Here is a 13451-nt window from a genome sequence, read left to right as displayed (position 1 = left end):
CCCAGCACGCTTTGTGCCTGGGTCTGGCCTGCCAGGGTGATCTGCCGTCCCGCCATGGTCAGTTGCCGACCGGCAATCTGGCTGCCTGTCGCTGTCAATGTGGTTTTAGCCTGGATTGTCAAATCCCCTGCCTGGTTTGCCACACCCTTGGCATCCACCCCCGCTGCGGTGGTACCGGTCAAATTGATAGCGTTGGCACTGAGATCGACATGACTGCCGGCAATGAGCTGGCTGGCTTGCTCCAACGCACCACCTGTAGCCAGTTTGATTCCTTGCTGCGCACGCAACGCGCCCTGCACCTTGAGGGAATCACTGGCTTCGACTGCCACCGTTGCAGCTTGGCTATTGCCGCCGAGCTGTATTTGGCGGCCTGATACATACAGCTGCCCACCCGCATGTTGGGAGCCAGCGACGGACACATTGCCCTGTCCCACCAGGGTCAGCTGGCCGCCTGCCGCCACTTTAGCCTGCTGTGTCAGCGTATCGACAGCCGTCAACTTGGCTTGCCCGATGCTGCGAAGCTCACCAGCGACATTCAACGCGCCTGTTGAATTCACATCAATCTGATTGGCCTGTGTCTTTCCGTCCAGGCTCAATGTACGTGCCGCCACGGTCAATTGGCCGGCAGCCAACTGCGCACCCGTTGCGTTCAGTGTCTCGGTCGCAGTCATTGACAACGCCCCAGCCCCTGTAGTCGCACCAGCCTCGTCCACCCCTGCACCCACCTGCCCAGATTGGGTCAGGTTACGGGCAGATAACGCCACATCACCAGCGGCAGAGATACTCCCTTGTTGATCCAATGTATCGGTAGCAGCAAGTTTGACCGCCCCTCCAGCACGGACAATCGCTTGCTGGGTCAGCTGCTTTGCTGACAGATCAATGGTTGATTGGCTATTCAACACACCAGTGGTGGACAATTGCTCACTGGCAAGCCGGACTGCTTTGGCCTGATGCTCACCGGACAAGGCCAGTTGTTTTGCCTGGGCGACCAACTCACCGCCAGCGGCGCTTTTACCACCCATCTCCAGATGACCAGCACTCAATGTAATGTGCTCACTGGCTTGCAACTCGCCACTGATGACAACTTTTCCGTCGTGCTTCAGGCTGAAGTCACCCGCCCGTGCCGCCAATTTACCGGCCAGATTGACACCCAACCCAGCCTCGGTGCCCACCAGGCGGATCTTGTTGGCATACATGCCACCCAGGGCCCCGACATCGATTGCAAACGCAGGGGCCGCACCCTCACCCACCAGTGGGCTGATGGTCAAACCATCATGTTTGACCTGGGCATTACCTGCCACCACATTCAAATAGTTGGCCCAAAGCTGCGCATTGATGGTCACGCTACGGGCAATCAGGTCAAATTGGTCAACGTTACTGGCATTCAGCCCCTGCCCCTCGACAACGATCTGGCCGCGACCGACCCGATAGGTATCCAGGCTGCCGTCTGCAGCGTACTGAGGGATACCTGTGGTCAACACCCCGCGTTGGGCGTTGATGAAGCCACAACCGCTACAGGTGATGCCATTTGGGTTGGCGACCACCACTTGGGCACGCGGCCCTGCCACCTCCAGATAGCCTGCCAGTCGGCTGGCGTTGGTTCCGGTGACTTCATTGACAATGATGCGAGCCGCTTGCCCAGCTGCAAATTGCCGGTTAGCCACAATCTGGCCCGCTAATTGGGTAGCAGTGATATTTGCGGCATTGTTCAGGATCGCGCCACGCTCGGATACATTGAACTGTTGATATTGGTTGCGAGACACGCCCGCAGCGGAAGGTGTCGCAATATCCACCACAGCAACCCCATTGGCGGCTGCACCAACAATTGGTCGATGTGCTCCAGCATTAGGGTCAGCGATGATGTCCTGCGCAGCAACCATCACTGGTTGCAGCACAAAGGTGGCTAATGTGAACGACAGCACCAGCCGTTTGAACCAGCCGGGTTGCTTCGCTACGGTTTCATTGTCATTGGCCAAAGTGGAATCTGCACGATGGAACATCATCGCATCACCTGTTTCAACAAATTAATCAGTATTGATAGGAAATCTGGAACGCCAGCACTGGATGCCGGGTCGTCAACGTATCGGGGTGCCGGGTTGCACGGCTGGCGGATAACTCATAACTCAGGCTGGATTGTGCATCGGCCAGCCCACGCCAAGCGCCGCGTATGCCCAAGGTTGCACCAGCCAGATAGCGGCCCACCAATTGTCCACCGCTGATGCCACCCACACCGCCCACGTCATAGGCAGTGAACAGGTTATGTCCGCTGTGCAACACCGCCCAGCTCAGTTCATTTCGCCAGAGCCAACCTCTCTCGCCAGCCAGGGTCTGCTCACCATCGAAGCCCCGCACTGTATGTCGCCCACCAATGCTGAACTGATCCGCGCCATACAGCACTTCGCGACTGGTCTGCCCGCGCAGGTTACTAGCCCAGACCAGGTTTTGCTCTGCCAGCTTGAATGGCAGATTGGCATTGATGTCCAACGCGTGAATGGTGTAGTTGAAAGTTGGCGTATCCGACTGATGGGCTCCGGTGTCGCGCTGGCCACCCCACCACGGGCGCCCCCGTCGCTCACTCAGCTGCACATCTAACTGCAACGCGCCCAGCTGCTGACGGTGCAACAAGGCCCATTCTGATGTGGTGGTATCACGGCGCTGAATCTCGATTTCGACATCATCAATAAAGCTCTGGCTGCGTCGGCGGATGAACTTGCCTTGCACCGTGGTTTTGCCGAATTGCCCCCGCCAGATGACACGAGACAGTTTCAATTCCTCACCTGCGGACCGCCCCCAGCTCTGGAATGCCTGATTGCTGCCCTCAACCCGTTGATGGTAGCGGTAACGATTGGCACTGACGGACAAGACCCAATAGCCCCATGGCAATGCATAACTCAGAGAATGTCCTCGCGAACCTCGTACCAGACCATCCCGTTCAGCATCCTGATTCAAGCTGAGGGTCAATGCATCATTCAGACCCAGCGGGGCATCGAGCGATAACGAGCCGGATACTTGACGCAAGCCTGTGGCGCGGCTGCCGCTGTTATCCAGCGTCAAACCTGCCCGCCAGCGGCGACCAACGCGCGCTTTGATCACCAGATCACTGAACCCAGCAGTCTCCGCCGGCACAATATCGATCTCCACATCCTGTGAGGCCAGGCTGCGAATCTGTTCCAGGCCTTGTTCAATATCGCGCAGGTTCAGAATATCCCCTGAGCTGATTGGAAAAGCTGATGCAAGATGTATGGGCGCGGACTCGGCCAGGCGGATTTCCCGCACCCGTCCGACTAACAGCTGCAGGCGTAGTGTGCCTTTGGACAGATCCTGTGCAACCAAGCCAGCACGGGTTGTGGTGTAGCCTTTGGCAATCAGTGCATTGCTGGCTTCTCGGACGACTCTCTGCAGCCCCTGCTCTCCAACACAGCGCCCAACATGACGTTGCAAGTCTTGTTGCAACCAGGCAAACGGCTCGGCCTTCAACCAGCCTTCGACTGGCAAACCCGCCAATTCGATGGTGCTCAAGGTGAAACAGGGCTGCTCTGCAACCCAAGGGGCTGATTCATCTGGTGGGACTTCTGGCGACAGGTTGACTTGTGGCTGTTCCAACACTGCCTGCCGCGACTGGGCCTCCTCGGCCTGACGGCGACGGATTTCTTCTTGCGCAGCAAGATCATCGGCGGCAAGTGCGCCATGAGTTGCTCCGATACCACACAGACCAGCCAACACCGCCGACAGGCCGCGCTGGATGAGGCGTTTCAAACTAGGCATAGATAAAGATCGAAATACGGCTGGATCATCAGGCTGACGCGCTCAGCTTTGCGTCATCAACAGGCCCCCTACACGATCACTCACGATTTCAGATAGTCAGAATTATTCAACAGGTCGAATGTTAGCATATTATAATTTTCAAATTCAATAGCAAAACATTCGAAAAAACACACGCATAGATAAAAAACTGAACATCTTCAAATATTCATGTTGCCATGGCATAACCTTGTCTTATCACCTCGAACAAGGCAAAAACATGGATAAGCTGCTGATCGGTTTGCTTGGTGTCGTCCTGGTGGGTCTAGGTGTTTTTTTCTTCATTGCCCCTGCGTTGGCCGAGCGGCAGATGAACCCGATCACCAGGCCGCCCCGGCCCGTTTCCGACAAAGCCAAGGCGTTACACATGCAGTTGCAGACGGCGGATCTGCATGCAGATAGCCTGCTGTGGGGACGTGACTTGTTGCAACGCAGCCAGCGTGGCCATGTTGACATTCCCCGCATGCAGGCAGGGAACCATGCTTTTCAGGTATTCACGGTTGTCACCAAGACCCCAAAGCATCTGAATATCGAACGCAATGATGATCAGACCGACAATATTGCCTTGCTGGCCCTGGCCCAACGCTGGCCGCTGGCAACCCGTCACAGTCTGTTCGAACGGGCCATGTATCAAGCGGGGCGGCTGACAGAGATGGCCTCGCGATCCAATGGCGATCTGGTATTGATCAAAACCCGGCAGGATCTGGAACAATTCATTACGCGTCGCAAGCAGGGTGCCAAACAAGTGGCCGGATTGCTCGGTATCGAAGGAGCGCATGCATTGGATGGCGACCTGAACAATCTGATCAAGTTATATCAAGCAGGCTTTCGCTTGATATCACCCAGTCATTTCTTCGACACTGACATTGGTGGCTCAGCACATGGCTTGCAAAAAGGCGGTTTGAGTGAAAAAGGCCTGCAGTGGTTGAAACAGATGGAGCAACTGGGCATGGTGGTCGATTTGGCCCATGCCTCGGCCAACACCATCAATGATGTATTGAGGCTTGCCACCAAGCCTGTGGTTGTCTCTCATACGGGCGTGAAAGGGACGTGCGACAACAACCGCAACCTGAGTGATCAGCAACTTGCCGCCATCGCCCGCAATGGTGGGTTGGTGGGAATCGGCTTCTGGGATACAGCTGTCTGCGACGACAGTGTGGAAGGCATCGCCAAGGCCATGCGTTATACGGCAGACCGTATCGGTGTGCAGCATGTGGCGTTGGGCTCGGACTGGGATGGTGCGGTTGGCACACCCATTGATGTCGAACGGTTGCCCGAGCTGACACAGGCACTGCTGGATGTCGGTTTTTCAGAAAACGACATCCAGCAGATCATGGGGGAAAACGTGTTTCGATACTTGTTGCAGGTTTTACCTTGAACACTGGGCAAGCGGTTGATCAACCATCCACCCCATTACAAAGGGCTTGAGTGCGGCGTAGAGCGTTGTATTGACCGGCGTGGATATGGCTGATTCCACCCCCAGCCTGGTGACACCACCAGACAGCCAAGGTGCTTCCAGTCGGTGGCCCCGCTCCAGATCATGCAGCATGGACGATTTCATTTCACTTGGCATGCTGTCGATCACGGCAAGCTGCTTGGCGACCACCTCTTCCGATAAGGCCACGCCTCGTGCCCGCGCCAATTCGACAACTTCGGTCAATGTAGCGATGAGGCACGGGCGGATGGCGGGGTCATGTCGAATGGTGCCGATCGACGAGCGCGTGACTGCCGTCCAGGCTGATAGCGTGACAAGAAAGACATATTTTTCCCATAGGGCGCGCTGAATATCCGAGCTTTGCTGGCCATCCACCCCTGCGTCACGGCAGGCTGATTCGAATGCCTGTAAACGCGGCTCTGCTGGCTGATCTGACCAACCAAAGCGCAATTTGGCGAAGTCCCCGGTGTGGCGGATCACCCCTGGCGCGTCAATGGCTGCTGCAATGAAGGCCACGCCAGCAGCAACGGAGTGCGCAGGCAGGTGGCGACATACCATGTCCTGGGCCTCTACGCCATTCTGGAAAGGAATCACCACGGTCCGCTCGCCTAGCATGCTCTGGCATTGCGCTGCGGCTTGCTCCAGATCCCACAATTTGCATGTCAGCATCACCACGTCCACCACACCAATCTGGGTTGGATCGTGGGTTGCCGACAACGCCTTCAGGTGGCAATCGCCTAGTATGCTATGGATCTGGAGGCCTTGCCGTTGTAGTGCCTGAAGGTGGGCACCACGGGCGATGAAATGGACATCATGCCCGGCCATAGCCAATCTGGCACCAAAATAGCCACCCACGCCCCCTGAGCCAACGATTGCAATACGCATACCGCACCCCTCCTTGCCCTATGTACGGCAGGGCTACTCGCTGCCTGCTCAGCCATATCGACGTTGTGCGTCGATGACCAGCCCCGTCCCTACACTACCAAAACGATCACCATCCACCAGCTTCGCGTGGCCAAATCGCCCCAACACGGCGTGCCGCAAGGAGGGAATACCGCTGGCTCCCCCGGTGAAGAATAAGGTTGTCACTTGTTCTGGTGAAATGGCTGCCTGCTGCAAGATCAACGCAACGGTGCTGTCAATCGACGCCACGGCATCGGCAATGGCCGCTTCCAGTGTCGGCAGATCAAATGCCAGCCGCAGCCCAGCCTCTACCATACTCAGCGACACATCAGCGTGGCCACTGTCACATGCATCGATTTTTGCCTGCTCGACTGCAATCGCCAGTTGATGGCCAGCCCGCTCTTCCACCAGTTTGATCAGTCGCATGAAAGTCGCTTTGTCCGCTACCTCTGCCAACACTTCATTCAGCTCCCGCTTGACCTTGCGCTCATACAGGAAGTTGATGGTATGCCAGGTCGCCAACTGATGATAGTAACTGGAAGGCACCGGTGCATCTTTGTGGGCCAGCCGCCCACCCAGACCCAGCAGGGGCATCACTTCGCTCAAGCTCAACAATCGGTCGAAATCCGTACCGCCGATATGCACACCAGCATTGGCCAGGATGTCTGCGCTACGATCCACCTGCCGGTGGCGATCAGGCGACAGGCGAATCAGCGAAAAATCGGAGGTGCCTCCACCGATATCGACGATCAATGCCAGCTCCTCCTGGGTGACCTGCTGCTCATAGTCAAATGCCGCAGCGATTGGCTCGAACTGGAAGCCGATTTCATGGAACCCAGCATCCCTGGCAATGCCTTCCAAGGTAGTCTGTGCCAGCCGATCCGCCTTGGCATCATCATCGACAAATTGAACTGGCCGCCCCAACACCACTTGGGTCAGCGGCTCGCCGCCAGCAGCCTCTGCACGCTGTTTCAGGTCATTGAAGAATGTCGCCAGAATCTGACGAAAGCCCATCGGGCGATTGCAAATCTCGGTGGTGGCATCCATCAACGAGGTGCCCAGCACGCTTTTCAAGGAACGCAACAGCCGGCCTTCGCTACCGGAAAGATAGCCTTGGATCGCCGCCCGTCCAGTGTAGACCGCTTCTTCTTCATAGTCGTAAAACAAAGCGGAAGGGATGGTTGCCTTGCCTTGCTCCAGCGGCAGCAGCGCGGGGCGGCCATCAATCATGCAACCAGCGGTTGAATTGGATGTGCCGAAGTCAATACCACAAATCGCCATCATGCCTCCGTCCAGAAAAAGGGCGCGGATTCTAACACGCTGTTGCTAAAAGAAAAATAAAAAGCCGACGCACAACGCGTCGGCTTGGGCTGCAGTAGACTTCAGCAGTTACTTTTTCTCAGCCGGCTTTTTGCTGTCTGCAGGCTTTTTACCACCCATTGCCTTACGTTCCTGGTCGATCAGTTGATCCAGCAGGGCGAACAATTGTGACTCGCCGCCGACATCAGCCAAACTGGTTTTGTACTTGCCATTTACAATGACCGTGGGCACGCCATCGACACGGTAATTCTTGCTGATGTTCTCGGCCTGCCTGGCTGCCGACTCAACCCCAAAAGATGACCACGCCTGATTGAATTTGGCTTTGTCCACCCCTTGCTTGCTGAACCAGTCAGCGGCGATTTCCGGGTTGCGTACCTCGACCTTGTCACGCTGCACGGCATCGAACAGCTTGGTATGCAGTTTGTCCTGCACACCCAATGCCTGCATGGTGTGGAACAACTTGGTATAAGGCTGGATGTTGGTCATACCCGGCCAGGCAACATGAACGCGACGGAATTGCACGTCTGCAGGCAATTTAGCCGCCCAGGCGCTGATGCCCGGGTCCAGATGGTAGCAATGCGGGCAGTGGTAGGAGAAGAATTCAAGGATTTCAATCTTGTCCTTGCTTTGCGTTGGCTGCGGCTGCGGCAAGGTGGTGTAGGGCTCGCCAGCATGCGCGGCACCTGCTGCCATCACGCCAGCAACCGTTACTGCAGCAAAAAGACGCTTGAGCAATGTCATATCTGATTCCGTAATAGATGGTTATTGTTTGGCACCATCCGCATGAGCGGTCTTGGTTTCCTGTTTCTGCTTTACAAGGTTGGAGTCGATCCCGTTACCGGTCAGCAATTGGCGCATCCTGTCCACTTCATCCATCGACTTCAGCGGCCCGATCCGTACCCGGTGCCACACACCTTTGTCTGGAATCGTGGTGGTCTGGATATTGGCCTCCACCCCCAACATGGCCAACTTGGCTTTCAGATTGTCTGCATCTGCTTCATTCTGAAATGCGCCCGCCTGCAGGAACTGGCCTGGTTTCTCGCCCGCTGGGGGAGGCGTCACCGGCTCTTTGCCTGTCGGCGCTGACTCAGCCGGTTTGGCAGTCGGCGCAACCGCAGGTTCCGCATTACCCGGTAAAATCTGATAAAAATCGAAACGTTTCGATTCAGGTGGCGTCGGCTGCTTGGTACCCATTCCCGGCTGCAATGTCTCTGGCTGGGTCGTCTGCTTGGGGTCATCCGCCTTGGTCACCCTTGGCGGCTCACTTGGCTTCAGCGCAGGTTGCATGAACGGGTTGTTGTGCCGATTCAGGAACAATGCGGCACCCACAGCACCAGCCACCCCAACAAATAATCCGATCAGCATGCCTTTCCAGACACCGCCACTACCGCCCCCCCCGCCCGAACGCCGTCCACCGGAGCGAGAGGAGGATTTATAGTCCTTCGTCATGTTGCCTGCTATGCCCCAAAAGGGCCATCAAAGTTCAGAAAATGACCATCGATTATACCGATAGCCAGCATTTTTTTAACCCATGATCATCACAGATCAGACATTCTGTTGCATTTGCATGCCACACGCCGAGAACCGTCCTGCGTGTTGAATATCTGCCCAACATCATAAACCAATGCTGAACAGCATAGGCGCTGCTGGCAGGGGTCACTGCCGGTCGAATTTACGAAGTTGCACCGCTTCAGCGATGTGAGCGGTTGTCAAAGCCGGCAGCTGGGCCAGATCTGCGATGGTGCGGGCAACTTTGAGTACACGATGATAGGCGCGGGCAGATAGATTCAGTTTGGCGATGGCTGCTTTCAGCAGCGCCTCGGCCTGGTCATCCAGCTCGCACCATCTGTCGATCTCACGTGTGCCCAGCTGGGCATTGGGCTTGCCCTGCCGCGCCAGTTGGTGTTGATAGGCCATTTCGACGCGCTGCTGAATGGCACTCGACGGCTCGCCCACAGTTGCGGAGAGCAATGCCTCAGGCGGCAATGGCGGGACTTCCAATTGCAGGTCGATACGATCCAGCAGGGGCCCCGAGATTTTGCTTCGATAACGCGCCACCTGATCCGGTGTACAGCGGCAACGCCCTTTGGGGTCACCCAGATAGCCGCATGGGCAGGGGTTCATGGCGGCGATCAGCTGAAATCGAGCTGGGAATGCGGCCTGTCGGGCGGCACGGGAGATATGGATCACGCCGGACTCCAACGGCTCGCGTAGCACTTCCAACACTTTGCGATCAAACTCTGGCAGCTCATCCAAGAACAATACCCCATGGTGCGCCAGGGAAATCTCTCCGGGCTTGGGTTGCCCGCCACCGCCCACCAACGCAACGCCAGAAGCTGAATGATGGGGGCTACGTATCGGTCGTTTACGCCATTGCGTCAGCTGAAAACCATTGCTGCCCAATGATTGGATGGCAGCGCTTTCCAGTGCTTGTGCTTGGGTCATGGTTGGCAAAATACCGGGAAGTCGCTGTGCCAACATCGATTTGCCACTGCCAGGCGGCCCCACCATGATCAAGTTGTGGCCACCTGCAGCGGCGATCTCAAGCGCACGTTTGGCCTGATGTTGGCCTTTTACATCCGCCATATCCGGGTAATGCACCCGATCCACCACGGGTGCCGTCTCCAATCGGCCCAGCCGCTCCACATCCGCCAGGTGGGCGCACACAGCCAACAAGCTACGGGCTGGATAGACACTGGCATCATCGACCAATCCCGCCTCCAGGGCGTTTGCCTCAGGTAGGATAAAACCACGGCCACTGTCAGCCGCCCGATAAACCATGGCCAATGCACCACGGAAAGACCTCAGCTCACCAGTCAACGCCAGCTCGCCTGCCATTTCATATTCGCTCAGATGATCGATGGGTATCTGCCCGGAAGCCGCCAGGATGCCGATGGCGATCGGTAGATCAAACCGACCAGAGTCTTTTGGCAGATCGGCGGGTGCTAGATTGACAGTGATCCGCCTGGCCGGGAACTCATATCGGGCATTTTGTAAGGCGGCACGAACCCGGTCCTTGGCTTCTTTCACCTCTGCCTCTGGCAACCCGACGATGGTGAACGATGGCAAACCGTTGGCCAGGTGGACTTCCACCGTGACCAGCGGGGCATCCATGCCAGACAGCGCACGACTATACAGGACAGCCAGACTCACGATCCGCTCCACACCAGCTTGGCACAGCTGCTCCAGGCGAAACCTTGCTCGTTGCCATCTGCCCCGTTGCAGGCCATCACACCCCTCCCGATCACATACATGATAGGAGTGTAGGCAATTCAGCCCACTTCGCCGTGGCAACACTGCTACCATACTGCCGCGCCGCCCGTCAGATCTGCTTCGACAAGGCCACCGACTGCGCCAGCGGACATGGCAGGTGCTTGGAATGGTGATAAGCTCAAATACTGCTTGTCGGGTTCCGTTGAACTTAATATATGTAAAGCATTTGTAAAATATAACCTTAACCAAATATAAACTTGACGCCCCCCCATGCTCACCCGGGATAATTGGCGGCACCACAGGCCCTGTGGAGGTGCCTGTGACTGGTAAAAAGCGCCATCACGAAGCACGAACCGGCCCTGTGCACAGGGCTGGTCATGATGGGCACGGCGAACGCCGCTATATCATTATGGTCCGTCAAATCAGTGGCTTGGCCAGGCCAGCTGGCATCAATATGATCACCACAGATTGTTCCACAAGGCAGGATGACATGCCTTACATTGAAGCAAACGTACCGCATCATGGTTACAAACCTGTTGAAGGCATACCGGCAGAACCGGCAGAACTTGTGACGATCATTGGTCAGTCACCCGCATAAGGACAGCATGTTGGAGAACTCGGTCGATACGGCCAGCGGAAAATTGATCACTGGCAGCCTGGGTGCACAATATGAGTTACGTGAGAAACTTGGCGAAGGAGGATACAGCCAAGTCTATGTAGCATGGGACACCCAGCTGCAACGCGAGGTCGCCGTCAAGCTGCTGAAGACCAGCGGCCAGGGTGAAACGGAATCGCTGCTGCACGAGGCGAGGCTGGCGGCTCGTCTGCACCATGCTGCATTTGTGAAGATCTTTGCCATTGCCACGCTGGAAGGATTACCCGCCATCGTCATGGAGCGGGTTCCAGGGCAGACGCTGCGGCAGCTGATCGAGCAAGGGCCTATTGGCGCAGATCAAGCTCTGCGGATCATCGATGAGGTTGCCGATGCGATGGCAGAGGCCCATCAGACAGGGCTGGTGCACGGTGATATCAAGCCTTCGAATTTGATGCAGGAGCCCAATGGCTCCATTCGGATTCTGGATTTCGGCATCGCCCACCAGACCGACCCACTACAGACCCAGACCAACTATACCCAATCCCCGATTGGCACCCCGGCCTATATGGCCCCGGAACAACTGCTTGGGCAACGTGCTCATGCTGGCAGTGATATCTTCGCCCTGGGTCTGGTGCTTTATGAATTGGTCACCGGCACCCGCCCCGATGCAGCTCTGAATGGCTTCGCATTGGCCTCGGCCCGCATCCATGGTGATACCACCGGCTGGCCTTTGCCAGCAGATCTGGCACCATGGGTAGTGTCATTGATTCGCGCCATGACAGCACGCGACCCAGCCGCCCGGCCTGGCAGCATGGCCGCAATCCGCCAGCGGATCACTGATCAAGCCGTGACCCTGGATCACATCGACCCGCCCCCAGCCAAGCCAACCGGAACCTTCCGGCTCACCTGGAAGCGGGTTGCAGCCATCCTGGCGGTATCCGGCGCACTGGCGGCTGGCGGCGGGGGGATCTGGTGGCTGGCCCAGGCTACCTCGACGCCCACCGAAACTCAGCTGACCACCGCCACCCACCTTGAGCGGGGGGAAAAAGCCATGCAGCGGTTTGATCGGGATGGCGCGCTGGATGAAGCGATCATCCATTTCAAAGCCGTCCTGCAGGCACTCCCCCACCATGCCGCCGCAGCCGCCTGGTTATCGCTGGCCTATAGCCTGCGCTACGCTGGGGACAGCATGGATGAGACTTGGTTGAAGCAGGCGGAGGTCAGCGCCAAGCTGGCGCTGCAACAGGATGATCAATTGGCACTGGCCCATGTAGCCCAGGCAAGGGTGCTGGGGTTCCACGGCCAGCATGAGGCGGCCCTGGCCGCTCTGGATCTAGCCTTGAAGCTCGACCCATATAATCCACAGGCGCTGGACGCCAAGATCAACCGTCTGATCAGCCTGGAACGGTATATCGAGGCCAAAGCCGTGCTGGATGAGGCATTGCGCCGATATCCACAGGATCGGCTCTTTATCGACCTGCTAGGCACCTGGCACTACAGACAGGCCAATTACGCTGCCGCTGAGGCCGCATTCCGGCAGAGCATTCAGGTGCAGCCCGATGCAGTCTATGCCTATGCCAATCTGAATGCCGCATTGCTCAGGCAAAACCGGCTGGATGAGGCGCTGAGCGTATTGCAGAGGGGTTTGCAGATTCGCCCCAGCGGCAGACTTTATAGCAACCTGGGTACGGCACTGTATGCCAAGGGCGACTACCTGGGCGCTGCTGAAGCCTTCGAGCGGGCAGTCTCCAGCAGCAAAGGCAACCCCAAAGATTATCTGCGCTGGGCCAACCTGGCAGATGCGCTGCGCTGGGTGCCAGGCAGAGAGCATGACGCCCAAAAAGCCTATGCCAAAGCCAGCAGATTGATCGAGCCCTTGTTGCGCCGGTCACCGGATGACATCACTTTGTTGTCCAGAGCCGGCCTGTATGAAGCCAGACAGCAATTGGCAACGCAAGCCATTCCAAAGATCGTGCAATCACTGGCCAAGGCACCCAACAATCCGGATGTGCACTTCCGGGCAGCGCTGGCATATGAATTGCTAGGGCAGCGACAAGCGGCCATTGATGCGTTGATCAAAGCCAAGCAATTTGGCTACCCAGAGGCCCTGATCGAAACCGAACCGGATCTGGTTGAGTTACGCCGTGACCACCATTATCAACAAATATCAACTGAAAGATAACC

The 13451-nt window shown here is 57.0% G+C and carries 10 protein-coding genes; 3 read left to right on the top strand and 7 right to left on the bottom strand.

Features of this window, described 5'->3' with window-relative positions:
* Positions 1 to 2003, bottom strand: a 2003-nt coding sequence (locus HNQ59_RS16545; RefSeq protein ID WP_184041502.1) for a two-partner secretion domain-containing protein, incomplete at its 3' end; no start/stop codon positions are given.
* A 25-nt stretch (positions 2004 to 2028) separates the two neighbouring features.
* Positions 2029 to 3765, bottom strand: a complete 1737-nt coding sequence (locus HNQ59_RS16540) for a ShlB/FhaC/HecB family hemolysin secretion/activation protein (protein WP_184041501.1) — start codon at positions 3763 to 3765, stop codon at positions 2029 to 2031.
* A 256-nt stretch (positions 3766 to 4021) separates the two neighbouring features.
* On the opposite strand from HNQ59_RS16540, the gene HNQ59_RS16535 reads away from it, so the two are divergent.
* Complete coding sequence (locus HNQ59_RS16535) at positions 4022 to 5179, top strand: dipeptidase (RefSeq protein WP_184041500.1); 1158 nt, start codon at positions 4022 to 4024, stop codon at positions 5177 to 5179.
* On the opposite strand, the gene HNQ59_RS16530 is transcribed toward HNQ59_RS16535, so the two are convergent.
* The 5 genes from HNQ59_RS16530 to HNQ59_RS16510 all read right to left on the bottom strand — a co-directional run bounded on the left by HNQ59_RS16530 (position 5171) and on the right by HNQ59_RS16510 (position 10612).
* A complete protein-coding gene (locus HNQ59_RS16530) occupies positions 5171 to 6121 on the bottom strand; it encodes a ketopantoate reductase family protein (RefSeq protein WP_184041499.1) in 951 nt (316 codons plus the stop codon). The genes HNQ59_RS16535 and HNQ59_RS16530 overlap by 9 nt on opposite strands.
* Before the next feature lie 48 nt (positions 6122 to 6169).
* Positions 6170 to 7423 (bottom strand): Hsp70 family protein, encoded by a 1254-nt coding sequence (locus HNQ59_RS16525; protein ID WP_184041498.1) that lies wholly within the window; start codon positions 7421 to 7423, stop codon positions 6170 to 6172.
* Positions 7424 to 7528: 105 nt separating this feature from the next.
* Positions 7529 to 8200, bottom strand: coding sequence for a thiol:disulfide interchange protein DsbA/DsbL (locus tag HNQ59_RS16520; RefSeq protein ID WP_184041497.1), 672 nt, complete (start codon positions 8198 to 8200; stop codon positions 7529 to 7531).
* Positions 8201 to 8221: 21 nt separating this feature from the next.
* Entirely contained in the window at positions 8222 to 8908 is a 687-nt protein-coding gene (locus HNQ59_RS16515; protein WP_184041496.1) for an SPOR domain-containing protein, read from the bottom strand.
* A 207-nt stretch (positions 8909 to 9115) separates the two neighbouring features.
* On the bottom strand, positions 9116 to 10612 hold the full coding sequence (locus tag HNQ59_RS16510; RefSeq protein ID WP_184041495.1) for a YifB family Mg chelatase-like AAA ATPase: 1497 nt from the start codon (positions 10610 to 10612) through the stop codon (positions 9116 to 9118).
* Positions 10613 to 10991: 379 nt separating this feature from the next.
* Between HNQ59_RS16510 and HNQ59_RS16505 the strand changes: the two genes are divergently transcribed.
* Together HNQ59_RS16505 and HNQ59_RS16500 are read left to right on the top strand one after the other, a co-directional pair.
* Entirely contained in the window at positions 10992 to 11270 is a 279-nt protein-coding gene (locus HNQ59_RS16505) for a hypothetical protein (protein ID WP_184041494.1), read from the top strand.
* A 7-nt stretch (positions 11271 to 11277) separates the two neighbouring features.
* Positions 11278 to 13449, top strand: coding sequence for a serine/threonine-protein kinase (locus HNQ59_RS16500; protein ID WP_184041493.1), 2172 nt, complete (start codon positions 11278 to 11280; stop codon positions 13447 to 13449).
* The last annotated feature ends 2 nt before the right edge of the window (positions 13450 to 13451 follow it).

The sequence above is a fragment of the Chitinivorax tropicus genome (assembly GCF_014202905.1).
GTDB lineage: Bacteria > Pseudomonadota > Gammaproteobacteria > Burkholderiales > SCOH01 > Chitinivorax > Chitinivorax tropicus.
The sequence above is the reverse complement of the archived record's forward strand: the minus strand, read 5'-3'. Positions and strand labels throughout refer to the sequence as shown.

What these genes read in the sequence shown, in the direction of transcription:
- HNQ59_RS16500 (WP_184041493.1), top strand. Translation starts at nt 11,278, where the DNA reads ATGTTGGAGAACTCGGTCGATACGGCCAGCGGAAAATTGATCACTGGC.
- HNQ59_RS16525 (WP_184041498.1), bottom strand. Translation starts at nt 7,423, where the DNA reads ATGATGGCGATTTGTGGTATTGACTTCGGCACATCCAATTCAACCGCT.
- HNQ59_RS16515 (WP_184041496.1), bottom strand. Translation starts at nt 8,908, where the DNA reads ATGACGAAGGACTATAAATCCTCCTCTCGCTCCGGTGGACGGCGTTCG.
- HNQ59_RS16540 (WP_184041501.1), bottom strand. Translation starts at nt 3,765, where the DNA reads ATGCCTAGTTTGAAACGCCTCATCCAGCGCGGCCTGTCGGCGGTGTTG.
- HNQ59_RS16530 (WP_184041499.1), bottom strand. Translation starts at nt 6,121, where the DNA reads ATGCGTATTGCAATCGTTGGCTCAGGGGGCGTGGGTGGCTATTTTGGT.
- HNQ59_RS16520 (WP_184041497.1), bottom strand. Translation starts at nt 8,200, where the DNA reads ATGACATTGCTCAAGCGTCTTTTTGCTGCAGTAACGGTTGCTGGCGTG.
- HNQ59_RS16535 (WP_184041500.1), top strand. Translation starts at nt 4,022, where the DNA reads ATGGATAAGCTGCTGATCGGTTTGCTTGGTGTCGTCCTGGTGGGTCTA.